This window comes from Psychroserpens sp., assembly GCF_047633235.1.
GTDB lineage: Bacteria > Bacteroidota > Bacteroidia > Flavobacteriales > Flavobacteriaceae > Psychroserpens.
In genome coordinates this window covers 13,820-37,762 of record NZ_JBLIET010000001.1, presented here as the reverse complement: position 1 = coordinate 37,762, position 23,943 = coordinate 13,820, and the positions used below count along the sequence as shown (strand labels likewise).

Here is a 23,943-nt window from a genome sequence, read left to right as displayed (position 1 = left end):
TTACTCTTATTTTTAACAAACACTTTAAAATGAGCTAATTAACCAGTGGTCAAACAAAGTTAATTATTGATTAAAGCAAAAAACCTTGGACAAGTTGCTTTACATTTACATAGTTTTAAAATAATAATATACCAGATGAATATTGACGTCCTTATCAGTAATATTACAAACCCTGTTTTACTATTTTTTTTATTAGGAATAATCGCTACACTGGTAAAAAGTGATTTAGCAATTCCTGAATCCTCTTCTAAATTTATTTCATTGTATCTCCTATTTGCGATCGGTTTTAAAGGCGGACAAGAATTGTCTCACAGTGAATTTAATGCAGAAATTACAAATTCTATTTTATTTGCTATTGTGCTATCTACAATAGTTCCCATATATGTTTTTTATGTTTTAAAGAAAAAAGTTGGTGTGCCAAATGCTGGAGCTATTGCTGCTGCTTATGGCTCAGTAAGTGCAGTAACGTTCGTAACCGCCGTATCTTTTTTAGAAAATCAAGGTATTGAGTTTGGAGGTCACATGGTTGCTATTATGGCTATTATGGAATCACCAGCGATTATTGTAGGTGTTATTCTAATCATGCTCAACGATAAAATAAAATCTAAAGAAAACTCTATAGGTTCGATTATAAAGCATTCTATTACTGGTGGCAGTGTATTAATGCTTATTGGTAGTTTAGTCATTGGTTTAATTGCTGATGCCACTCAAGCTAGAGGCATTGAACCATTTACAACTGATATTTTCAAAGGCTTCTTAGCCTTGTTCCTTTTAGAAATGGGAATGGTCACAGCGAAACGAATTAAAGGGTTTAAGCAACATGGGGTTTCGCTATTCTTGTTTGCTATAGTGATCCCTCTGCTTAATGGATTAATTGTCGCTTACCTTAGTGGTTTTGTAACCGAAAGCGAGGGCAATCGTTTATTATTTGCTATTCTCGGGGCTGGCGCGTCTTACATTGCAGTACCCGCAACTATGAAGCTAGCAGAACCAAGAGCCGATGCTGGAATATACATACCTATGGCATTAGGAATAACCTTCCCCTTTAATATTACCATAGGTATGCCTATTTATTATGCTTTTATTCAAATGACCTAATTTGAATATAACGTATTGCTAAAACATTTCAATCTAGTCAAACTCTAATCTAAACATTTGATCTAAGTGCTCAGCACTATCCATTGTTACCTTTAAATCTTTAATAAGTCCATTATCCAAACCATACACCCAACCATGAAGTTGTAAATCCCAATTATTTACCCACGCTTGCTGTACTATAGATGTCTTTGCTAAATCATAAACTTGTTGTTTTACATTCAATTCTACTAAACGATCGAACCGTTTTTGCTCATCGTTAATTTTATCAAGTTCAGTTTTATTGCTTTTATACACTTCTTTAATATTTCTAACCCATTTATTGATAAGTCCTAAAGATTTATTTTGCATGGCAGCTTGAACACCTCCACACCCGTAATGTCCGCAAACAATTACATGTTTTACGCGTAAATGGTTTACTGCATAATCCAATACACTTAGCATATTCATATCTGTATGCACTACCATATTAGCAATATTTCGGTGTACAAATACTTCACCAGGACTTGTACCAGTAATCTCATTTGCTGGCACTCTACTATCGGCGCAACCAATCCATAATACAGGTGGTTTTTGTAATTTAGCTAAACGCGTAAAATACTCTTTATCTTCGCCTAATTTTTTCTCAACCCAATCTTTGTTGTTGCTAAGAAGTTTATTATAATATGTATTTGGCATTTTTCTATGGTTTTTAGTGAGTGTCTTTTATATTTTGTTTAATCCAAGATAGGCATTCTTTAAATGATTTAAAAATATGTTTTTCTGAAATAAAGTCTGGAATAATATCAATCCGCTCCATCATGTATCGTGGTTGTTTTAATAAATTTACAAATAATACATCAACCCCTTTAACTTTTAAATCTTGAAGCATATCCTCCATGGCATACAATCCAGATTGGTCCATATATGGCATTCTACCCAATCGCAATATGACAGTTGTTGCTTTATCAGGAATTTGCAAGGTAAGCTGTTGAAAATCTGAAGTCGATCCAAAAAATAAGGGGCCTTTCACGTGCTTAATAAAGACCTCTTCTTGTAATTTCTGCGGAAAATCTGCTTCATCCTCCCAAGATTCTTCTTTTAATGGTTTCACATCAGATCGCTCTGCTGTAAGGTCTCCAATTTTTTTCATGAACATTAACGACGCAATGATTAACCCGATACCTACTGCATATATTAAATCCCAAAATGTAGATAGTAATAATACAACGATCATAATTAAAACTTCAGAACTAAATTTAATAGGTCCAAATTTAATATCTCTTGGTAAGCTAGGTATTGCTTTAAGACCTTTATAATCCATGACTCCTATACCTACAGTAATTAAAATTCCTGCTAACACAGCTGCCGGAATTTTTGAGGCCACATCACTCAAGGCCAACATAACAAGCAATAATACTATACCAGCAATCATTCCTGATAATCTCGTTCTACCACCAGCATTTATATTAACAACCGTTCTAATCGTTGCACCAGCTCCAGGGATTCCTCCAAACAAAGCTGCAATACTATTACCAATTCCTTGACCTACTAATTCTTTATTAGGGTTATGCTTGGTTTTCGTCATATTATCGGCAACTACACTAGTCAAAAGAGAATCTATTGCTCCTAATAATGCTAATGTCAAGGCTGTAAAGATATAAGGTGTTATGCTTCCAAAACTAAAATTAGAAAACATATCTAATCGTGGCATTGGTATTCCCGAGGGAATCTCTTCAATAGGTTTATAATTCAACCCAAAACCAACGGCTATGCTGGACATAACCACTAAAGCAACAAGAGAACTCGGAACTTTAGTTGTGATTTTTTTAAATCCGAAGACTATAAAAATGGTACCAAAAGCCAGTCCAAACTCTAACCAATTAATATTTTTAATCGCTCTAGGGATCGCAAATAAAGCTCCTAAAGCCCCAGAAGTATCTTTAGCTGCTAAGGTTTCAGATTCTTGTAAAATATCTGCTGCAGAAATTTTATCAGCTCTATCAATAGTGACCTTGAAGTCTTCTAATACAAGAATCCCTTCTCCTGCTTCTTCTTTTAAGATATTCTCGAGAATAACTTCTTGGGCTTGAGGTTTAAATGTCTCAACAAAATCAGCGTCTACTTTAGGGTAATACCCTAATGATGGAAGAATTTGAGTTATAATTATAATAAGCCCAATAGCGGTCATAAAACCAGAGACAACAGGATAAGGAATATATCTTATATACTTGCCTAAACCAATGGCTCCTAGGCCTATTTGCATAATTCCAGCTAATAAGAATACTGTTAAAATAGCGGGTAAGGCTTTTTCTACGCTACCGTCGTTAGCTGCAATAATTCCAGCAATGACAATCATACTCACAGCAGTCATTGGTGCAGTAGGACCAGAAATCTGGGTTGGTGTACCACCAAATAGTGCTGCGAAAAAACTTATAAAAATCGCACCATAAAGGCCAGCTTGAGGCCCCAATCCTGAAGACACCCCAAAAGCTAAAGCTAATGGTAGCGCAACGATTCCTGCGGTAATACCCCCAAAAGCGTCGCCTTTGATATTTGAAAACAATTTTTTCATAGATGGTTATTTATAAATTTTGAACGAAAGAGACTTTTTATTTAAAATGCTCTGTTAAGTTATATTAATTTTCCAAGATAACTTAATTTTTAAACTATCAAAAATTGATACTTTAACTTTATTTATAAATTAACAATACGTTTTTTGGAAATCTGTCTATAAAAACTAAATAAAAAAACGCTCAATATCTATAATACTAAAAACCTCCATCACATAATAACTATGTAAATGGAGGTTTCTAAACTAACACCTTTATAAAAAAACAACCTTTAAACTATCATTTTACGGTTAGCTTTAACTTTATAATTAGCGATATTATTTTTAAGTCCTAAATTATCTAACGACACTTCTCCGTTGGCGTCTATAACATTATTATCTGTTACGACTAATACAACTCCGTTGTAATTTTTCTGTACAAAACCAGTAATATTATCTCCAAAAAAATTAAATCGTTTATGCGTTCGCTCTCCTAGAATAATCATATCTGGTTGAGAGGTATTAATACAGCTTTCTATTTCATTTTTAACATTTCCAAAAGCAAAAGTAGTTTTAATATTCACATCCATTTCTTTCGAAATTGGTGCCACAAAATTTTTGATTTTTTTATCCGTCTTATTACAAGCGTCACTAATCTCGCGAAGTGCAGATAGCGGATTCTCTGTTTCTATAATTTCTGTTACCTTTTTCACGTAAAAGAACTCAACATCTGCATCAATTTCTTTAGATAAATTAGCAGCATAACTTAAAGTCTGACTTGCAGTTTCTTTTAAATCTGAAAGCACTAGTATTTTGTATTTATTACTTTTCATAATATTACTATTTTACATTAGTTAATAATCGCTTCAGTAGCAACTAATTCTTCGTTTTTTTGGTTCACTTGGCTTGACGATTCATTTTTCCAAATAAAATTATAAGTGTAAGTTTTAAATACATTTGAATCCTTAGGGTCTATAACTTTTAAATACATCCATTCATTATCTAGCAAGGTTTGTAGATGCTTGTTTTGTCTCAAAAGAGTTTCAACGCGCTCCAATGGTGCATGAATAATTGTTGTTAATCGCAAAGGTTGGTGATACATTTCTGTATCTGATACTTTAAGTGATTGTAATGGTAATCCCATTTTTAAATCACCTCCATTTCCTTGAACAACCCCAAATTGACCAGTGATGTTGTGAGTGATTTTTGAACCACTCCCAAACTTTTCATTATCTACCGTACTAAAATAATAATGATTGTTAATCCATTGCGTCACTACCATAGGCCCTCCCATAATACCTGCTAGCGCATCGCCTTGAGGATCAGATTTCCAATCATAGGAGTGCATAAAACAGCGTCCATCTAAATTCATTGAAGCAGTAAGATCTCTAGATCCCACAATAAAAGCTGCATTTTTTGCTAATCCCCATTCTGGTCTTGTGTCTCCCCAATTAACAGATTTCTTATTGGCTAAAGCAACACTACCAGAGGTTACGTTTAGTCGCTCCTTCGTCACCGTTTGCTGAGCTTTTATAAGGTTTTTCTTCAAAATATCTAAACGTTCTTTGTGAGTTTCTGGTAATTGTGCATCAAACAATACAATCTCATCTGTTGTTGTATTATGCTCACCTCCAATAAATATAGTGTCGTTTGGAATTTCAATGTGATGATCCACCTTTAATGCGTTTTTCACATCTTTGTCATTTGCTAAAGACGCTAAAAGCCTAGCGTTATGTCGTCCTGGACTCGCAGCGCATGCACCACAATCTAAACTAGAACCAAAAGGATTATTAGCAGTGTGACTTCCGTGACCTACAAAAAGTACTAGTGGAGCAAAACCTTTCCAACCCATTAAGTCAAACCCAGATTTCACAATCGCTACTTTTTCTTCAAGTCCAATAACTTCGGTATCTCTATCTCCGCCATTATAAGCAATACGTGGCTCACAAAAAGACTCATAGTTTGTGATATTTATCTGTTTCAGCTTAAAAAAAGATTTTGGAGCAAACGATTGTGCTACCAATGATAGACCATAAAAAGCTCCTGCTCCTTCTACAAAACCAAAAGACGAAGGCAACATGTTTTTAAGACGTTTTAAAATCTGTAATTTAGATTTTGACACTGCTTTTTCACGAATAAACACATTGTCTTGATTAGAAAATTGTTGTTGAGGAGTTTCTGTAATCTTATAAGGAGATCCAACTATTGGTGGACAAGACTTAATACTAATATCTTCTTGATAATGTTGATAATCTGCCGCGATACCAAAAAAACCAGCGTATCCAAAAGTCTCAATATTTCCGGACGCTTCAACGTGTCGTCTAATCATTTCAGATCTTGTGTCAATACAAAATACCATCTGTGCATCTGTTGTCTTCTTTTTCTCTTTGGAAGCCTTAACACCTAGCCCATTATTTTTTAAATCTGAAACTAGTTTCTTTTGAAACGTTGCCTCCCAAGCTTTAAGCCAAACGTGTCTCAATTGATTATCAATACCTTCAAAATTCACATCCGTTTCAATTTCTAAAGGCATCCCCAAATGATTAGCGATTATTAACCTCACGGCTAAATAATCTTGTATATCAATAGGGAATTTTTGTTGCCAAATCGAGTTTATATCCTTTCTATGTTTGATATAACCAGTCCATCCCGATAGCGCTCCTATGTGTGCACTAAATATTTTATTATAATTTACAACTTCATGAGCACTCAAGACCAATTCTAAAGCCTCAATACTCGTTTTTGGCAACTGCTTTAAGCTAGACGAACCAAAAGTTTTATCGTGTACCGCTAAAGCTTTCCAAGCCTTATAAAACCCTTTGTCTTTATAAGGCATTTGCCATTCTGCAATACCTTCGTCCATAAATGCTGCTAACCATTTCGACATGATGACATCTAATTCTGACGTAGTCGTTTTTAAAGATTGACCATCTTCAATCTCCATAGCTCTTAAATAGTCTTTAGGTGCATCATGGAAATCTTTCTGCTTTAGCATTTTGACTAAAATAATAGTATCAATATCCTTTTTTTCTAAAGCTTGTCTATAAATATATGCTTCTGGGTAAGATTTTGACTTTAAGAAGCGTCCTGCCTCTTTTACTGCATCTTCAAAGGCTAGTTTCTCATAACCTGATAACGGATTGGAAGTCACAAAAGAATATAATGGCCATGTTGTACCAATACGTTTAGAAGCAGCCTCTACACTTAATAAAATTTGTTCTTGCTTAGTCATAACTTATTTAGTTTTAAAAGAAACAATAGATTTGCTTACTGGCTGAGACATATTCATAAGCTTTACATAAAGCCACGGTATTTTCCCATACATACCTGATAACATAATGTAGAATGCTGCTAAAAACACAACTCCGAAAACGATGTGTGTAATAGTTAATGGTATAGCAACATGTGACATTGGCATATCGTGCATTAATACCGTTACTCCATTAAATACCAGAGCATATATTCCAATTCCTACAACAATTAAAAGAGGTGTTACCACCAGTTTTTGAGTTACAGAAAGTGCTTTTTGGTATAAGACGTTATACACAACCTGTCCCACGGTTATAGCAACTATGAATGTTAAGAAAAGTCCGCTATCAAATGAAACTCCTTTTCCTGTAATATATCCAAAAAGAAGACCTCCCAATATTGCTGCGATAAGGATAACCAAAGTTTGCAACGGTTTAATTACCATAGTATCTGGTTTTTTAGGAAGCGTATTTTGAATCCCTTCTCCTGCTGAAAGAAACAAATAGGCTTTGTAAAACCCATGAAGTATAAGGTGTGTGATCGCAGCCGTAAAAAAACCAAGTCCACATTGCATCACCATAAAACTCATTTGAGCAATGGTTGAGCAGGCCAATTTTTGCTTAATGTTAACCTGAAGTAATTTACTAAACTGTGCCATAACAGCCGTTAAACCTCCAATGAGGAAGATTAACAATAACACATTTGCTGTAAAAAGTAATGGTGCGAATATGGTCAACAAAATACCTGCGCCGTTTACAAATCCTGCGTGCATAAGTGCTGAAGCGGGTGTTGGTGAAGTCATAGCAGATAATAACCATCTGTGAAAAGGAAAAATTGCCGATTGTATAATTGCTGCAATAATAATGCAAAGGGCTGCCAAAGTACTCATCCATTGTGGTATTGAGCCTAAGCTAGCTAAAATCCCGTCGATGGTATATGATCCTGAACTATAAACTAAAATCCATGCGGCTAGTGCTAGAAAAAATGTACCTCCTAAATAATTATATCTTGCGAATTTTGAAGCGTGTTGTGCTTCTTTCCATTCTGAATCTATACCAATTAAACCCGCCATAATTAAGCCCATTAAGAGCCAAAAGAGAACTAAAAAAATAACATTATTAGCGATTACAAAAAGCATAACCGACAATGAAAAAGCCAAGCAGAGTATTAAAAATTTAGGTTTCTTCTTAAATCCTTTCATGTAGTTAGACGCATACATCTGAACAACACTACTAAAAAATGTAACAACCGTCCAAATAACAATACTAAAGCCATTGATTTGAAATATTTCTCCAAAATTCCAACTAGGGAAATCTGAATAATAATAGATTATCAGCGCTACATTAGTGAAAAACATTAGCCATGTTAACGGAATAAGAATACGCGATAAAAGTGTTTTCGTATGTAATTCTTCTAAATGATTAGTTGATGTCATGAATAAAAATCGTTGATGTTAGTTTTTTAGCTACAGATGCCAAACTCTTAGCTTGGTGCAAAGTTGTAAAAACTATTTCATTAATTTTTATTTATATATTAAATAGACATCATAAGTAATGTTTATGATTACATAAAGAATATAGAATACATAAAAATAGGTAGATAAAAAAAAGCATCCATTGGATACTTTTTTGTGTTTGTCTTTTTGTATTATTTGCTTAAAATGTTTTTAACATTTTTATATCGTTGCTAACAACCCAGCCTGTCTTACCGTCACTTAGCTTAATTTTACTCCAATTAGATACTGTATCTATCACTTGAACTTTTGTGCCTTCATGAAGTTTAAAGGCTTCTGCACTTCGCAAATTAGGTTCGCTTTTGATTTGACTTTCCTGAGCAAAAACTATTGCTGGTTGATTTTTTTGTTCAAGACCATAGCTATTAAAGGCAAAAGCGAGCGCAACAAAAGCCAATACTAAGGATGATAAACTTGTTACAAATGCCAAACGTTTTTTTCTAGTGCTTTGAGAAAAGTAATACATCAAAAATAGAAGTACAAAAAGCACAACGAATATAACAGATAACTTAGCCCAATTATCAAAAACCATAGTATTAGTAGCTTTATTTATAAGCCTAGAAAAACCAACCTCTGGAATTATCTCAATAGCATCAATAGTCATATTTTTAGCATACGCTATATTATTTAAGATCTCCTTATCATTAGGTTTTAATAATAAAGCCTTCTCGTAATAGTAAATACTTGGTGCTACGTTATTTAATTTATAATGGGCATTTGCGATATTATAATACAACTCAGCAGAATGTTCCTCTTGTTCCAAGATAGATTTATACCTACTTAAGGCTTCCGTATAATTACCATCATTATACAATGCATTAGCTTGACTAAATGCGGCTGTGTTTTGAGCAAATGATGCTGTCCCAAATAGAAATACGAGTATGTATAATATAAGTTTCATCTCTATTGTATCTCTTTATCTATTATTGAAATTGTTGACGCCGCTTTTTCGTAATCTTGTTGCATTTCTACATTGGTAATTGGTGTATATCTTGCCAATTCACAATGCTCTAAAATGCTAATAAATTCTTTAACTGTCGGTTCGTTAACCTCTCGCTCAATCAGAATTTCTTCAATTTTTTCTTTACTAAAATCACTCGTTTCAATCTGTAGTTTAGCTTTTAAATAATTATGTAGTGCTTTTTCAAGAGCGATATAAAATGTGTCTTTATGACCTAATGCTTTTTTAGCTTCACCTAAATATCGTTTCGCTAGCTTATCTGCTTTTCTTATTTTATTTCCGAAAACATCTGCATTCCGTTTTTCCTTTTCTTTTCGGTATACAAGGGCTAAAGGAATCAATAAAAATGGAGATAATAGTGAGCTCCAAAAGGCAGTAGACTTAAAGAAATTATTAGCTACTATTGGTTTCAAATTCGCCTTTGTTTTAATAAATGCAAATTGCGCATTATTAAAAGTCACTTCCTTTTTGTTGTTATTAGCAGCAGCCAAATTATCATCACCAGAAGAGGTATTAACTGGACCTTCAATCACGTCAATAATAATTTCTCCAGACGACACACGCTTGTATGTTTCGGACTCTAAATCAAAATAAGTGAATGAGATACTTGGTATTGGATATTTTCCTTTGTACTGAGGAACGATAGTGTAACCATCCGCAATTGAGCCTTGCATACCACCTAAGTACGTTCTTATAGATTCGTTATGTTCTGGCTCATAAACCTCTAAAGAACTTGGTAATGTCAATTTTGGTAATTGAAATAATTTCAAGTTTCCTTTACCAGTAACTTCTACCGTAACTCTTAAAGACTCTGAAGCGTTTAACTCAGATTTTGAGGTCATCACATTAAACTTAAAATCACCAACTGCTCCAGTAAAATCATCTGGCTTGCCTTCTTCAGGCAATGGTTTTACATTGATTGTTCTACTTCCTGCAGAGACTGTTCGGTTGGTTTGAGCCATATGCATACCACCAAAAATATCTCTTCGGTTTGTTGGTACCTCAACGGTAATATCTAGTTTTAGTGGCTCTATCTCTAATTTGCCTGTTTTTTGCGGATAGAGAACCGTTTTCCGAAGCACAACATATCTATAATCTTCTCCTTTATATTTTCCATTCTGGATTCTTAAACCTTTGGTATCAATTTTCTGACTCCAAAAATCATTATACCTAGGGTTTTCTAGTTCTCTCCAATTACTCACACCTGTATTTGGGGACACATAGAGTTTATAAACCACAGTAATCGCTTCGTTAAGGTAAGGGTTGCCTTTAGAAATTTCAGCTACTAAATGAATATTCTCAGACGCTACACTTTCTACATTATAAGGATCATTTGGTCGCTTTACAGCGTTGGTAACTTGAACCGTTACTGCCTTTGTCTTATAGGTTACACCCTGAATTTCTATACTCGCACTTTTTATAGTAAATCGTCCTTGCTTTTGAGGTGCTAGAAAATAACTGTATGTTTTTGCGTAAGAATGCGCACCATTGAGCCAAGAATTACTAACCGATGTGTTTGGCCCCCCTATGACCTGGAAATTCTCAAAATCTGGAGATTCAAAATTATCTCCATCTTTATTCATTGTAAAATCAACACGTAAACGTTCATTTTGGCCTAACTTTGTTTTGCTCACTTTGGCTTCAAATTTAACCTGCGCAAAAGCCATACTCGATGTGAGTACTAGTAATAATAACCAAATGTGCTTTAAATTTTTCATACTTAATTATACATCCATTAAAATCTAAATGGTGTTGGACTACTAAAACTTAAACTCAACACTAAAAGCTACCAATCCTTTTCTGTTTTTACCTTAGCTCCTTTTTGCTTTTCGGCATTCATTTTTTCTTGAACCTTTTGTTCTTGATTATTCATGGCTTCTAACAAATTTTTAATTTGTTGAGGTGATAATTGACCAGGTTGTGGTTTAGGTTGTCCTTCTTGCTTCTTATCATCTTTCTTGTCGCCTTTTCCTTGATCTTTTTCATCTTTAGGTTTCCCATCTTCGTCCTTTTCGTCCTCACCGTCTTTTTTATCCTGATCGCCTTCGTCTTTAGGGTCTTCTTTTTTCTTGTCTTCCTTTTTATCCTCTTTCTTATCTTCGTTTTCTTTATCCTCGTCTTTCTTCTCTTCTTCTTTATCTTTCTCTTGTTTTTGTTGTGCTGCGCATTCTTTTGCTATTGCCAAGTTGTAACGTGTTTCATCGTCGGTTGGATCGCTACGCAAAGCATTTTTATAAGCCTCTACAGCTTCTTTACACAACGCTTCTTTCATTAACACATTGCCAATGTTGTGATAGGCTATATGTTTTTCTGTTTTAGATATTGCACTCTTTGCGGCTTCTGTATGACGGTACAGCGCTTCTTCATAATTACCTTTTTCATAGTATGAATTTCCCAGGTTGTAAGCCCCAGCAACGTTTGATGGCAACTCAGAGATTGCTTTTCTATATTCTTTTTCTGCAGATATAAAGTTATCTGCTTCAATAAGCGCATTGGCTTGATATACGTAGCCATTGGCTTTCTCAAGCGTTAGTTGTTGTTGCTTCTCCTTGTCTTTATCTTGAGCAAAAGAGAGGGTTACAAAACAGATAAATATGTATGTAAAATATGTTTTCATGTATTTATATCAATAGTAAACTGCTCAGCAAGATAAGAAACTAGTCCACTCAAAAGAGTTAAAGGTTTTATAAAATATTTAAAGGGTTGGTATCCCTCAATATTTAAATAAAATTAGACTTCCAAAGTACTACTATATCTATGAACTACGGAAAAACCGTAATTATAAATGAACTTTAGGTTGAATTTTAACATTTGTTTTAACAGTATTCCCAATATGGAACCTCTACTTTCATAATCCCTCGTAATAATTTCTCACATTAATAACAAATCATCAATATTAACTTGAACTATTGGATACTATTATGAGACATTATATTAAATATTTCCTTTTTGTTTTAGGACTCTTACTTTTTACTGTTGGTTGTCAAAAAGATGACACGCAAATTCCTGACGAGGAGGCTCAAATTGAAAATCTCTAAGCTTTTCATTTGACTTCTAAGGAAATTCCAACTCATATTTTAAACTTTGTGAAAACAAGAACTAACGACAATTTTGGTGTTAGCATTGTTAAAAATAAAATCAAACTCTCAAATTCTGATGTCAATGAGTTTAGCAGAGAAACCCCTTTAGGTATTGTACAAACTAATAAAGTAGTACAAGTTTACAACGAGCGTAATACGAAACACACCTTTAAAGTAACAGATCCAACTAATGCAAATAGCGTTATAAATTTAATTGTAGTAGATATGGATGGTGATATTATTGAATATTTTATTCAATATATTTTTGATCCAAACAATCTACCTCCACTTTTATCCTCTGGAGCAATTGATATGTCAAGATTTACAGGTAGAATGACTTTCTGCAATATGGACGGTGTAATAATTGGCAACTTTATTTTGACTGATGGTGATTTGGTAGATTTTGATGGAGAAATAGATCCTTGTCCTGTGGATGAGGTTGTTGAAGAAGAGGAAGATGACACGAATGACACTAATGATTCTAGTACAGGAGGAGGTAATGATAATAGTGACCCAAATAATAATAATAACACAGATAACGACTCATCCAACGGATCAACAGGTGGAAATGGAGAAATTAGTGATCCTGATCAAGATGACCCTTGTGGTATTGTATTTACTTATAATGCTTGCTGTAGTGGCGAAGAAGAATGTGATGGTAATGCAGATGGACATAGTGCTGGTCAATGTGGCTGTGGTAATGGCAGTAGTATAGCTACAATGACAGATACATGTAATGGTAGTACAGTAATATATAACAGAACCAATGCTAGAACCGTTAGTGGTAATTCTTCTCCTTGCGATGGTGATACTGGTGTGATTGCTGAGATTGATGAGATTGATGACATAGTTATTAAGAAGCATGAAATTTCTAATTGCTTGGATGATCAATATGATAGCTCTTGGTACGATGAGACCATCGACGCAAATATCAATGCAATTCATGAGTATTTGGATGGTAATTGTACAGATGAGGCTAAAAGTTTAGTTCTAGAATTTGAAGAAATTGAAGAAAAAATACCAGATGCTATATTTGAGCGTTTTAGACTATTAAAGCAAAAAACTGATGAAGATCCATGGGTATTATTACAGGATTGCGCTGAACAAGATGGCTTAGATACATCAAATTATTTAGAATTATATAATCTCCCATTTCCAGAAGATTGTAGTACCAGGTTATTTAACTTAGGTGTAGAATTTCATCACCAACCATTTAGTGATGGTAATGTTCCTATAGCCAATATCGATTATTATCCTGTAGAAATAACTCAATATCCAGATTTTAATGAGGATGGTAATCCAGATTCCGAAACTGAGATGTTTCAAGCTTTCAGAAATAAATTTATAGATCTAGCAAGTGGTCAAGTAGATGATTTTGAGTTCGGTTGTAACGTTCCTTTCAATGATGATAATACAGGAACAATAAGTTGGGAGTTTGAACCAATGACAAATCAAGATGGATTGGACTTTGTTTCTAACAATCCAGTAACTTCTATTTTATTTATAGAGGCTGATGCCTCTGGTCTTTTTCCACATATTGCTACAGATGATGGAGCAATTATAGTATCTGAATTAACAAATAATGATTTTACTATTTCAACTATTAGAAGTCCAAATAATGGCACACAACCATTTTCCGGAAACAGACAATGGGGCTGGTTAATAAATGAAAATGGTAATTTTGAATTCTTCACACGAGCTGTGGATGTAGCCAATATTTCTGATATTACATTGTATGCATTATCATTAGGAACCGCTAACGACGAATGTCAACAAGACACATATTATAATGTAGGAGAAGCTACATGGAAAAACATGCAAGAAGAAATTGTACAATGGGTATATGATTATGATGGTCAGGCAAATATTTTACCTAGTAAAGCTAAAAGGGTTGATAAGGAATTAATTGAAGAAATATTAACTAGCAATGAATCTATTGATGATATCATAAGCGATTGTAATTAAATATGAATACATCTTATCTAAATAATTTTTTGCTAGTATGTAAAATTGTTTTGCCAACTATTGTATGTATAACATTATTGAATTTAAAAGATGTTTTTTTTGGCTTACAATTTGTACTAATATTTGGATTTATAATTATAACTTTTAATAATAAAAAACTAAAAAATCACTTCATAGGAAGTTTGCTACTCTCTTTTATATTATCTTTTTTAGTTTTATTTTTATCAATGGTTGTTGGTACTGGAATTAATTATTTTATAACTGAAATAATTGGTGTAGGAGCTAAAGCAGATATATCTATTTCAAATATGGAAGTAAATGACTTACCTTCTTTAATATCAATTGCTATTATATCTCCATTGCTTATGTTTTACTGCTATCAAATTTTATTTACGATAAGAAAAACAAATTATTTAAATTATGTTAAATGGATTTCTATAATTATTTTAGTATCACTAGGTTTTACAAATATACTATCTAGTAAGGATAATTCTATACCCATTTCGTGGCAGTTGATTATGATATTAGCCTTACAACTAATTCTTTATCAAGATGAGCTTAAAAGTATGTTCAGTTCTAAAAAATCTATTTGATTAAAAAAGATAGTATTTTCTAAAAAATTAAATATTATAAACTATGAACAAATATCAAATATTCATTTTGCTTTTACTGTTTTGCTGTATTTTTACATACTCTCAAACCAAAATCACACCGATTTTAGCAAGAGAAATAAATGAACAAGTATTTGATACAGATCATATTTTATCAGGTAGTATTGCAACTTCAGATAAGAGATTTGAACCACTTCATGGACCTATTGAAGAAGTAATCATTTTGTATTCTGACAGTATCAAAATCATAAATACTTATAATAAAGTTGGTAGATTATTAAATTCAAAATCCTTTAAAAAAGATAAATTAAGAAGCGAATATCTTTATAAGTATAATGAAGATGGAAAAACTATAATAAATGAAAGAGGAGTCCATAATTTAGATTATTCTGTGATTAAAAAAAATGAATATTTAACTAAGTATTTTGCAATAAAATCAACTGAAAAACAAAAAGGTTCTAAATACAAATTTCTAGATACACTTTTTATAAATGAAACTAAATATTCTTATGAATATACTCGACAAAGTAATTCTAAATCTAATTCAGTTTATGAATATCACAATAAAATTAAATACAATAATTTAGGTTACTTAAAACAAATTCAACTTTTTAAAAATGATATCAAGGTTGGTCATTTAATTAACTTTTACAATGACAAAAACCAAGTGGAAAAGCTAGAACTTTTTTTAGATTACGATTGGTTTTATGACGACTCGGGACTTCCTGATATAAGAAATCATATATATGAGTTTGAGTATGATAATATTGGTTTAATAAAAACGATAAATAAAAGAAGATACAATCCTATAATTCATGAATGGGAAGAATTTATTACAAATTATACTTTAGAGATTTCAATGAGTGATGATCTTTTAACTGTTAACTTCAAAGCTGATTCTGGTTCTAGTATCATCATAAAAATTGATACTGTTGGGAACTGGGTATACAAATCTGAAACTATTGGAAATACAACAGAAACTATAAAAAGAACTTTGAAGTATTTTAAGTAATAATTTTAGTAATTCTAAAACAAAAAACCTCTTTTCAAAACAAGAAAAGAGGTTTTTGAATCATAACATTTCCGAAGCAACCCTAAAAATTCTCATTAAACAAATTGAGTCGTTTCAACCAACCTGTTTTTCGTTCTAGGAAGAAAATATCTAAGAATAAAAAGAAGACTCCAAAACCTAAAAACCATTGGAATTGGTCTTTAAAATCGGCGAATTCTTTAGCTTCAAATTCGGTTTTATCCATGGTGTTAAGGATGTCTTTAACTTCTTTAATGACATCTGCTGTATTGTTACCGTTGATATAAGCACCATTCGCTTCTTCTGCAATAGCTTTAAGCGTCTCTTCATTAAGTTTCGTAATGACGGTTTCGCCTTGATTATCTTTCTTGTAATTGAGTAAAACGCCGTTGCGTTTTATTGGGATGCGACCACCTTTAACGTCACCAACACCAATAGTAAAAATCCTAATACCTTCATCACTAGCCTCTTCTGCGACACTACTAGCAACGTCACTGTGATCTTCTCCATCAGAAATAATGATCAACACACGATTGGTTTGCTCTTCGTTATCATAATAGGTTTTTGCCAATTCAATCGCTTCATTAATCGCTGTACCTTGAGAAGACAACATATCTGTGTTCATATTGTTTAAAAACATTTTTGCAGAGGCATAATCTGTCGTAATTGGCAATTGCGGAAACGCCTTCCCTGCATAAGCAATGATCCCAACGCGATCACTAGCGAGATTATTTATGATTTGAGTGACTAATTGTTTTGATTTCTCTAGTCGGTTTGGTGCAACATCCTCAGCCAACATACTCTTAGAGACATCAACGGCAAAGACAATATCAACACCTTGACGTTTAACAGTTTCTAATTTAGTTCCAATTTTAGGATTGACCAAGGCCATAGCGAAACAGGCAACAGCCAAGCATAATACAACAATCTTTAAAATAGATTTAAATAACGATTGATTAGGACTCAAACGCTTCAATAATTTAGGATTAGCAAAACGTTTTTGCGTTCTATATTTCCAAAACTGAAGAACAGCAAATAGTAGAATGATTACCGGAATTACCAGTAAAATCCAAAACCAAACCTTTTCTTCTAATTGAAAATCAAACATCTTTTATTGTTGTTGAGTTGTTTTTTGTTAGGGTGTTGAGTTGTTTACTCGTTCCCTTTATTGTTGTTCGCTTTTTGCTTTTCGTCGAGTTGGATTACTCTTTCCCAATAACTTAATCCATTTTACTTGTTATTCTTGATTTACTCTTTCTAATTTAACCCTTCTAATTTCGCTTTGCTCAATCTGTCTACCCTTTGTAAAAGGGCAGAGCCTTACTCCTGCGACCTACTGTTATGGAAGTCAAATCTCTTTTCACTCTTGTTTCTTGTTTCTAAAAAAAATTAGAGCTCAATCATTTGGTCTTCTATCCTCCGTCTTACGTCAAATAACCTCAAACTTAACTACACAAAACTCCTAAAAACAGTAAACCTCAGCAATACTTCAATAAGTAGTAAACCTAGAGCTATTAAAATCAACGGACGATATTTTTCATCATACGCTGTGTATTTAATTTCTTCAATTTCGGTCTTTTCGAGTTTATTTATTTCGTTATAAATGTCTTTTAATTTCTTGTTATCGGTCGCTCTAAAATAAGTGCCACCAGTGACATCTGCAATCTCGTTGAGAAGGGCTTCATCAATCTCTACGTTTACTCTTCGGTATTGAAACTTTCCGTTAGGTAAAATAGAATAGGGTGATAATGCCATCCCGTTAGTACCTAAACCTATAGTATAAACTTTGATACCATATTCTACTGCTAATTCACTGGCAATTTTTGGGTCTATAAATCCAGAGTTATTAACACCATCTGTCAGTAAAATAATGATTTTACTTTTAGCTTTACTGTCTTTTAATCTGTTGACAGATGTGGCCAGCCCCATCCCAATGGCTGTCCCACCTTCTATAATCGTGTTGTATTTTATATCTCTTAGCGAGCGCAATACAATGCCTTTATCACTCGTGATTGGTGTTTTAGTATAGCTTTCTCCTGCGTATTCTACCAAGCCAATTCTATCATTTGGTCGCCCTAGTATAAACTCGGCAGCTACCTTTTTTAAAGCCTCTAAACGGTTTGGTAATAAATCTTTTGCCAACATACTGGCAGAGACATCTATGGCCATGACGATATCAATACCTTTAGTCGTTTTCGTTTTTGTAGTCTCATCAGACGTTCGTGGTCTGGCTAATGCCACAATAAGAAATGACAGTGCTGCTAATCGCAATACAAACAATATTGGTCGCAGTTTTGGAAGCAGAGAATTCCCGACTTTAAAGCCTTTAATACTGGACATTTTGAGTTCTGCCGTTTGTTGTTTTTGTTTAAAAAGATACCATATTATTACTAATGGTAGTAATAAGAACAACCAGAAAAACTCTTTATTTAAAAACTCTATCCCTTCAAACATTACTCTTCCAATTTTTTAAGTTCTATAGACTTAATAATACGGTCAATAGTTTGGTTCGTATAGTCATTTTGATTATTCCAAACCAATGCGATTTGTTGCAATACATTCTCAGCAGTGAAGGCTAAAATAACGTATTCACTGTCTCTAAACTCGCCTTCTTTCTCTGCGGGGAATTGTGCTATCCCGTAAGCTTTTAAGCCTTCTGCAGCGTTTGGTGTTATAAATTGCTCTTGTTTTATAATGAGGTTTCTGGCACCCTTATCTTCATAGGTTTTAAGATGGCCTTCAATAGCAAGTCTTAAATCAATTGTATTGGGCTCTCCATCTGCATTTTTACCAAGATCTTTGTATTTGGCAGTGCTCACCAAAATAGTCATATCACTAAATAAGTCTCCATATGAAAACACCGTCATTTTCACTTGCTGTAGCGTGTCTACAACCTGTAAGTCCATACGCTCCAAAACAACAGGAGTCGAAATCATAATTGGTGGCACACCATAATCACTACGTACCCAATCGCCTTCTAATAATTCTTTACTCTCTTCCCCAACAATCGTATCAACCACATATTTAAAGCCATATTTAACTCCAAAACCGACGAACGTCGCCATCACTATTAAAAGACTTGCAGCAATGGTAAGCCAAATCTTTTTACGCTTCTTTTTACGTTCTTGTTCGTCTCTATATTGCTCGTTTAAAAGCATCTCTTCTTCCGTTGGTTCTGGCAATGCCTCCTTAACCTGATCAATTTCTATATCAATCGTATTTCTATCTAACTTAGCGAGCTCTATATCTGGTGCTGATTTTGCAAATTTTACCAAATCGGCACGTTTCAGAATCGTTTCAATGTTTTTTATATCTTCATTACTCAACTCTATTTGATTGGCATCACGAAGCATGTTTAAACGACCTACCAACTCATCTGTTGTACTCTCCAATGCACGATCGTACACTTTCTCATCAAGATATTTTCTAATGATAAAAGTCAATTCTGAATAGTAATTCTTTAATGCTGACTTTTGAAGATAATCACTCTCATCTAATTTCTTTAATGCCATTTTGGCTCTATCATATGGTGGAAGTAATGCAATTTTCTCCTCCTCTGTCAATGGTTTTTTTCTCCAGATAAACCAATACAACACAAAACCGATTAAAGCCAAAGCCAACAAACCAGCAAGGACATACAACCACCATTTACTCGTCGCTTTCTCAACCGCAATCATTGGTTTGATATCAAACAGCTTTTGTTTTGTAGTGTCTACAGCAATAGTTTGAACATCAACACGCAACGAATCTGTGAAAAATATCTTATCACCTACAAATATTTTTTGCTTTGGAATGGTATATGCTCCAGAATCAAACTGCGTTAATGCATATTCTTTTATAAGCTGAAATTTGTTGTTGTTTTTAGTCGTATCAATCTTAAAAGCCTCTATCATCTCCAGAGGCAAAAACGTTTGGCCTTCTGGAAAAACAACCAAATCTGTAGAATCTGCTTCTACTTGTATCTTGAACGAAATTTGTTCACCAATTCTAATGTTCGTGGTATCAATTGATGATGTGACTTGGGCGAAAGAAGAGAAAGAGCATAGAGACAAGAGCATAGGCAAAAAGACCGAAGACGAAAGACGGAAGCCTGTTACACTTTTTTTAAAATCTTTTATATTTAAATTAATTTTATTCATTTTAAACTAGGTTTCGACTACGCCCAACCTGATATTTTGCTGTTTCTATATTATCTTCTTTTAAAATAGCCTAGTAATTTTTTCACGTAACTCTCGTCTACACGACAATCAATTGTACCAGCACCAGATTTTGTAAAAGTCTCTTTAAAAAAGCCTACTTTTTCATTGTAGTACTTACTATAATTGGCTCTCACCTGTTTTGAAGCTGTATTAACCAACACCAATTCCCCAGATTCTTCATCCTGCATTTGTACCATTCCTAAATTTGGAATGGCTTCTTCTCCTTTATCAAAAACTCGAATCCCCGTAATGTCATGCCGCCCAGCTGCAATTTTTAAGTTTTGCTTATAGTCATCATCAGTAATAAAATCACTGAGCATGAAAACAATAGTTTTCTTTTTCATCACATTGGATAAAAACTTTAGAGCTTCAGAAATATCTGTAAGTTTACTTTTTGGCTTAAACTCAATTAATTCTCTAATAATACGCAGTACGTGGGAACGTCCTTTTTTTGGAGGAATATACAATTCAATCGCATCTGAAAATAAAATGAGACCTATTTTATCGTTGTTCTGTGTTGCAGAAAATGCCAATGTTGCAGAAATTTCGGTAACGATTTCATTTTTAAACTGCTCGTCTGTTCCAAATAACTCAGAGCCCGAAATATCAACCATGAGCATCATAGTTAATTCACGTTCTTCTTCAAAAACTTTAATGTATGGTTCATTGTAACGTGCAGTAACATTCCAATCAATATTGCGAACATCATCACCAAATTGATACTGGCGAACTTCAGAAAAAGTCATACCACGACCTTTGAATGTCGAGTGGTATTCACCTCCAAATATATGATCAGACAACCGTCGTGTCTTAATCTCAATTTTTCGTACTTTTTTTAGTAATTCCTTAGTATCCATTGTCTTGTTCTGTCGTTCCGCGGGTGATGCAGAATCTATCAAATTAAATCTGTTCTAAAAATTAAAAAGATTCCGCATCAAGTGCGGAATGACAATTCTATGGGACTTCGATTTCGTTTACAATCTTATTAATAATGTCTTCAGAAGTTATGTTTTCTGCTTCTGCTTCATAAGTAATCCCAATTCTGTGTCGCAACACATCATGAACTACTGCCCGAACATCTTCAGGAATCACATAACCACGACGCTTTATAAATGCATAACATTTTGCAGCAGTAGCTAAATTAATACTTCCACGAGGCGACGCTCCAAAAGAAATCAATGGTTTCAAATCTGCTAATCTATATTGTTCTGGATAACGTGTTGCGAAAATAATATCAAGAATATATTTTTCGATTTTCTCATCCATATACACTTCTCTTGCAACCTCTTGCGCTCTTAAAATTTGAGCAATAGAGACTACAGGGTTTACTTTTTCCCAAGACCCTTTAAGATTTGCTCGCATAATGAGTTGCTCTTCGTCTTTCTTAGGGTAATCAATAACCGTTTTTAGCATAAAACGGTCAATTTGTGCTTCTGGTAATGGATATGTTCCTTCTTGTTCTATTGGGTTTTGAGTTGCCATTACTAAAAAGGGCTTGTCTAAAATATAAGTTTCATCGCCAATGGTCACTTGTTTTTCTTGCATGGCTTCTAATAAAGCAGATTGCACTTTTGCTGGTGCTCTGTTAATCTCATCTGCCAAAACAAAGTTTGCGAATATTGGCCCTTTCTTTATGGAGAAATCATTAATCTTCATATTATAGATGAGTGTTCCTACCACATCAGCAGGTAATAAATCTGGCGTAAACTGTATTCTACTAAAGCTTCCGTCAACAGCTTGGGCAAGTGTATTAATGGCTAAGGTTTTTGCTAATCCAGGAACACCTTCCAATAAAATGTGCCCTCTACCAAGAAGTCCAATGAGTAAACGTTCTACCATGTGTCTTTGACCAACGATAACTTTATTCATTTCCATCATTAATAAATCAACAAAAGCACTTTCTCTTTCTATTTTCTCATTGATGCTTTTAATGTCAATTGTACCTGTTTCTTCCATTATATATCGGTTTTAAACGTTGTGATTAACTCCATTTAATTTAGTTACGCAAATTGTTAAATTTTTTGCTGAAATGCTGTTAAGAATTGGTTAAAAGTTAAAGGCAACACGATTTGTGTTGCCTTTAACTTTTTTATATTGGTTAAAACGATTAAAAATCTATTACTAAAACAGATTAAAAAGTCTCATTTCCGTAGACATTTTTGGGTTTAGGTTCGCAGAACCTTCCGAAGACATTTTAATAGATTCATCTGTATCAAACACTAACACAAAATCATATACCTTATTAGAAACCAATTGTTTTCCTACAATATTTATTGAAGCATTGTCGCACTCTGGAGCAATATCTAAAACATATTCTAAGCCATTTTTTGTAACCGTGTTATTATCTCCAAATACTAATTTAATGTTGTAGATAAACTGTGAAGGTATTTCTTCAAAATCAACCAATGTAACAACTCTATCATCTGTGATTTTTGTTAAATCATGAATCCCTGTGTTCACCGTATTTAAACTCACCCATGCATTGGGATTTAATTCGTCTTCTAAAACACGAAGTTGTACATCTATTATTTCTAAATTTGCTTTACTAAAAGCACTAGGAGTTCCTTGTAGCTTAACGGTTACTAACGTACTATTTTCAAATGTTTCTGTTTCTAATTCATTAGAACAGCCGGTCATTAAAAACAAAGTTAATACACCAATAACAAGGATTTTAAAATTACGTGAGGTTTTCATAATATGGGGACATTAGATAAATCTTAAACAATGATATTTCATTATTATAGATTTGACTATTTTTATACATGAATTGCATAAAAACCATTATAAACTGAAAAAAAAGTGAAATATTCCCGATTAATTGCAGGGACTATGACTTGGGGAGTTTGGGGAAAACAACTCCACAAAAACCAATTTATAGACCTAATACAACATTGTATTGAACAAAACATTACCACATTTGACCATGCTGATATTTATGGCAGCTATACTACAGAGGCTGATTTTGGTCTCGCTTTTGCGGAAAGTGGCATTCAACGAGACCATATTCAGCTCATTAGCAAGTGTGGTATACAACTCCTAAGTAACAATAGATCTAATACTGTTAAACATTACGACTATAGCAAAAGATATATCATACAATCTACAGAAGACTCTTTAAAACATTTAAAGACCAACTACCTCGATGTACTATTGTTGCATAGACCAAGTCCATTAATGCAGCCAGATGAGATTGCAGAAGCCGTTTCAAACTTAAAAAAAAGAGGTTTAATTAAGGATTTTGGTGTTTCTAACTTCACGCCTTCTCAAGTAGAATTAGTATCAAAAACTATTGATGTTTCTATTAATCAAATAGAATTTTCGCTTACACAACATACAGCAATGCACAATGGGTCTTTAGATCACACGGGGAACAAAAACATCACACCAATGGCTTGGTCACCTTTAGGCAATGTATTTAGAGAAGATACCGAGCAAACACAACGCATACATAAACAATTGGATGAGTTGCTAGACAAGTATAAGGTCACTAAAGACCAATTACTTTTAGCCTGGATTTTAAAACATCCTTCAGGTATTCATCCGGTAATTGGCACCACAACAAAACAGCGAATTTCTAATGCTGCAAAAGCGATACATATTGACTTAGAATTAGAAGATTGGTTTAAACTATTAGAGGCTTGCCAAGGCTATGAAGTGCCTTGAAATAGTTGGCAGTAAACAGTATTCAGTTAGCCGTGTTTACTCGTGTA

The 23,943-nt window shown here is 33.6% G+C and carries 19 protein-coding genes; 5 read left to right on the top strand and 14 right to left on the bottom strand.

All coding sequences use genetic code 11. The features are described from left to right. The first annotated feature begins 135 nt into the window (after nt 1–135). On the top strand, nt 136–1,098 hold the full coding sequence (locus tag ACJAZK_RS00135; RefSeq protein ID WP_415222101.1) for a sodium-dependent bicarbonate transport family permease: 963 nt from the start codon (nt 136–138) through the stop codon (nt 1,096–1,098). A gap of 33 nt (nt 1,099–1,131) precedes the next feature. Here the strand turns inward: ACJAZK_RS00135 and can are convergent, their stop codons facing one another. The 8 genes from can to ACJAZK_RS00095 all read right to left on the bottom strand — a co-directional run bounded on the left by can (nt 1,132) and on the right by ACJAZK_RS00095 (nt 11,965). After that, the gene (can, locus tag ACJAZK_RS00130) at nt 1,132–1,773 is read right to left on the bottom strand and encodes a carbonate dehydratase (RefSeq protein WP_415222007.1); all 642 of its coding nucleotides are present in this window, start codon (nt 1,771–1,773) and stop codon (nt 1,132–1,134) included. A 13-nt stretch (nt 1,774–1,786) separates the two neighbouring features. Then, entirely contained in the window at nt 1,787–3,649 is a 1,863-nt protein-coding gene (locus ACJAZK_RS00125; RefSeq protein ID WP_415222006.1) for a SulP family inorganic anion transporter, read from the bottom strand. 269 nt (nt 3,650–3,918) lie between these two features. Next, complete coding sequence (locus ACJAZK_RS00120) at nt 3,919–4,458, bottom strand: universal stress protein (RefSeq protein WP_415222005.1); 540 nt, start codon at nt 4,456–4,458, stop codon at nt 3,919–3,921. Nucleotides 4,459–4,475: 17 nt separating this feature from the next. Continuing rightward, entirely contained in the window at nt 4,476–6,857 is a 2,382-nt protein-coding gene (locus ACJAZK_RS00115) for a DUF2309 domain-containing protein (protein ID WP_415222004.1), read from the bottom strand. A 3-nt stretch (nt 6,858–6,860) separates the two neighbouring features. Then, nucleotides 6,861–8,309: a proton-conducting transporter membrane subunit gene (locus ACJAZK_RS00110; protein WP_415222003.1), complete on the bottom strand. Its 1,449-nt coding sequence runs from the start codon at nt 8,307–8,309 to the stop codon at nt 6,861–6,863. A gap of 220 nt (nt 8,310–8,529) precedes the next feature. Beyond that, nucleotides 8,530–9,288, bottom strand: a complete 759-nt coding sequence (locus ACJAZK_RS00105; protein WP_415222002.1) for an SH3 domain-containing protein — start codon at nt 9,286–9,288, stop codon at nt 8,530–8,532. Nucleotides 9,289–9,290: 2 nt separating this feature from the next. Further along, nucleotides 9,291–11,066: a BatD family protein gene (locus tag ACJAZK_RS00100; RefSeq protein ID WP_415222001.1), complete on the bottom strand. Its 1,776-nt coding sequence runs from the start codon at nt 11,064–11,066 to the stop codon at nt 9,291–9,293. A 68-nt stretch (nt 11,067–11,134) separates the two neighbouring features. After that, the gene (locus ACJAZK_RS00095) at nt 11,135–11,965 is read right to left on the bottom strand and encodes a tetratricopeptide repeat protein (RefSeq protein ID WP_415222000.1); all 831 of its coding nucleotides are present in this window, start codon (nt 11,963–11,965) and stop codon (nt 11,135–11,137) included. 469 nt (nt 11,966–12,434) lie between these two features. Between ACJAZK_RS00095 and ACJAZK_RS00090 the strand changes: the two genes are divergently transcribed. The 3 genes from ACJAZK_RS00090 to ACJAZK_RS00080 are packed head-to-tail and all read left to right on the top strand — an operon-like array spanning nt 12,435 to nt 16,016. Further along, nucleotides 12,435–14,393: a hypothetical protein gene (locus tag ACJAZK_RS00090; RefSeq protein WP_415221999.1), complete on the top strand. Its 1,959-nt coding sequence runs from the start codon at nt 12,435–12,437 to the stop codon at nt 14,391–14,393. A 2-nt stretch (nt 14,394–14,395) separates the two neighbouring features. Continuing rightward, nucleotides 14,396–14,986, top strand: coding sequence for a hypothetical protein (locus ACJAZK_RS00085; RefSeq protein WP_415221998.1), 591 nt, complete (start codon nt 14,396–14,398; stop codon nt 14,984–14,986). 43 nt (nt 14,987–15,029) lie between these two features. Beyond that, entirely contained in the window at nt 15,030–16,016 is a 987-nt protein-coding gene (locus ACJAZK_RS00080; protein ID WP_415221997.1) for a hypothetical protein, read from the top strand. Between the two features lie 82 nt (nt 16,017–16,098). On the opposite strand, the gene ACJAZK_RS00075 is transcribed toward ACJAZK_RS00080, so the two are convergent. From ACJAZK_RS00075 to ACJAZK_RS00050, 6 genes are all read right to left on the bottom strand, one after another. Next, the gene (locus tag ACJAZK_RS00075) at nt 16,099–17,142 is read right to left on the bottom strand and encodes a vWA domain-containing protein (RefSeq protein ID WP_415221996.1); all 1,044 of its coding nucleotides are present in this window, start codon (nt 17,140–17,142) and stop codon (nt 16,099–16,101) included. A gap of 341 nt (nt 17,143–17,483) precedes the next feature. Further along, nucleotides 17,484–18,488, bottom strand: coding sequence for a vWA domain-containing protein (locus ACJAZK_RS00070; RefSeq protein ID WP_415221995.1), 1,005 nt, complete (start codon nt 18,486–18,488; stop codon nt 17,484–17,486). Next, entirely contained in the window at nt 18,488–20,173 is a 1,686-nt protein-coding gene (locus ACJAZK_RS00065; protein WP_415221994.1) for a hypothetical protein, read from the bottom strand. Before ACJAZK_RS00065 ends, ACJAZK_RS00070 begins: the two co-directional genes overlap by 1 nt. A gap of 50 nt (nt 20,174–20,223) precedes the next feature. Further along, on the bottom strand, nt 20,224–21,090 hold the full coding sequence (locus ACJAZK_RS00060) for a DUF58 domain-containing protein (RefSeq protein ID WP_415221993.1): 867 nt from the start codon (nt 21,088–21,090) through the stop codon (nt 20,224–20,226). Nucleotides 21,091–21,187: 97 nt separating this feature from the next. Further along, nucleotides 21,188–22,189, bottom strand: coding sequence for an AAA family ATPase (locus tag ACJAZK_RS00055; RefSeq protein ID WP_028873039.1), 1,002 nt, complete (start codon nt 22,187–22,189; stop codon nt 21,188–21,190). Between the two features lie 165 nt (nt 22,190–22,354). Continuing rightward, complete coding sequence (locus ACJAZK_RS00050; RefSeq protein WP_415221992.1) at nt 22,355–22,927, bottom strand: DUF4382 domain-containing protein; 573 nt, start codon at nt 22,925–22,927, stop codon at nt 22,355–22,357. A gap of 105 nt (nt 22,928–23,032) precedes the next feature. Between ACJAZK_RS00050 and ACJAZK_RS00045 the strand changes: the two genes are divergently transcribed. Beyond that, entirely contained in the window at nt 23,033–23,896 is an 864-nt protein-coding gene (locus tag ACJAZK_RS00045; RefSeq protein WP_415221991.1) for an aldo/keto reductase, read from the top strand. Nucleotides 23,897–23,943: the final 47 nt, after the last annotated feature.

What these genes read in the sequence shown, in the direction of transcription:
- ACJAZK_RS00135 (WP_415222101.1), top strand. Translation starts at nt 136, where the DNA reads ATGAATATTGACGTCCTTATCAGTAATATTACAAACCCTGTTTTACTA.
- can (WP_415222007.1), bottom strand. Translation starts at nt 1,773, where the DNA reads ATGCCAAATACATATTATAATAAACTTCTTAGCAACAACAAAGATTGG.
- ACJAZK_RS00125 (WP_415222006.1), bottom strand. Translation starts at nt 3,649, where the DNA reads ATGAAAAAATTGTTTTCAAATATCAAAGGCGACGCTTTTGGGGGTATT.
- ACJAZK_RS00120 (WP_415222005.1), bottom strand. Translation starts at nt 4,458, where the DNA reads ATGAAAAGTAATAAATACAAAATACTAGTGCTTTCAGATTTAAAAGAA.
- ACJAZK_RS00115 (WP_415222004.1), bottom strand. Translation starts at nt 6,857, where the DNA reads ATGACTAAGCAAGAACAAATTTTATTAAGTGTAGAGGCTGCTTCTAAA.
- ACJAZK_RS00110 (WP_415222003.1), bottom strand. Translation starts at nt 8,309, where the DNA reads ATGACATCAACTAATCATTTAGAAGAATTACATACGAAAACACTTTTA.
- ACJAZK_RS00105 (WP_415222002.1), bottom strand. Translation starts at nt 9,288, where the DNA reads ATGAAACTTATATTATACATACTCGTATTTCTATTTGGGACAGCATCA.
- ACJAZK_RS00100 (WP_415222001.1), bottom strand. Translation starts at nt 11,066, where the DNA reads ATGAAAAATTTAAAGCACATTTGGTTATTATTACTAGTACTCACATCG.
- ACJAZK_RS00095 (WP_415222000.1), bottom strand. Translation starts at nt 11,965, where the DNA reads ATGAAAACATATTTTACATACATATTTATCTGTTTTGTAACCCTCTCT.
- ACJAZK_RS00085 (WP_415221998.1), top strand. Translation starts at nt 14,396, where the DNA reads ATGAATACATCTTATCTAAATAATTTTTTGCTAGTATGTAAAATTGTT.
- ACJAZK_RS00080 (WP_415221997.1), top strand. Translation starts at nt 15,030, where the DNA reads ATGAACAAATATCAAATATTCATTTTGCTTTTACTGTTTTGCTGTATT.
- ACJAZK_RS00075 (WP_415221996.1), bottom strand. Translation starts at nt 17,142, where the DNA reads ATGTTTGATTTTCAATTAGAAGAAAAGGTTTGGTTTTGGATTTTACTG.
- ACJAZK_RS00070 (WP_415221995.1), bottom strand. Translation starts at nt 18,488, where the DNA reads ATGTTTGAAGGGATAGAGTTTTTAAATAAAGAGTTTTTCTGGTTGTTC.
- ACJAZK_RS00065 (WP_415221994.1), bottom strand. Translation starts at nt 20,173, where the DNA reads ATGAATAAAATTAATTTAAATATAAAAGATTTTAAAAAAAGTGTAACA.
- ACJAZK_RS00060 (WP_415221993.1), bottom strand. Translation starts at nt 21,090, where the DNA reads ATGGATACTAAGGAATTACTAAAAAAAGTACGAAAAATTGAGATTAAG.
- ACJAZK_RS00055 (WP_028873039.1), bottom strand. Translation starts at nt 22,189, where the DNA reads ATGGAAGAAACAGGTACAATTGACATTAAAAGCATCAATGAGAAAATA.
- ACJAZK_RS00050 (WP_415221992.1), bottom strand. Translation starts at nt 22,927, where the DNA reads ATGAAAACCTCACGTAATTTTAAAATCCTTGTTATTGGTGTATTAACT.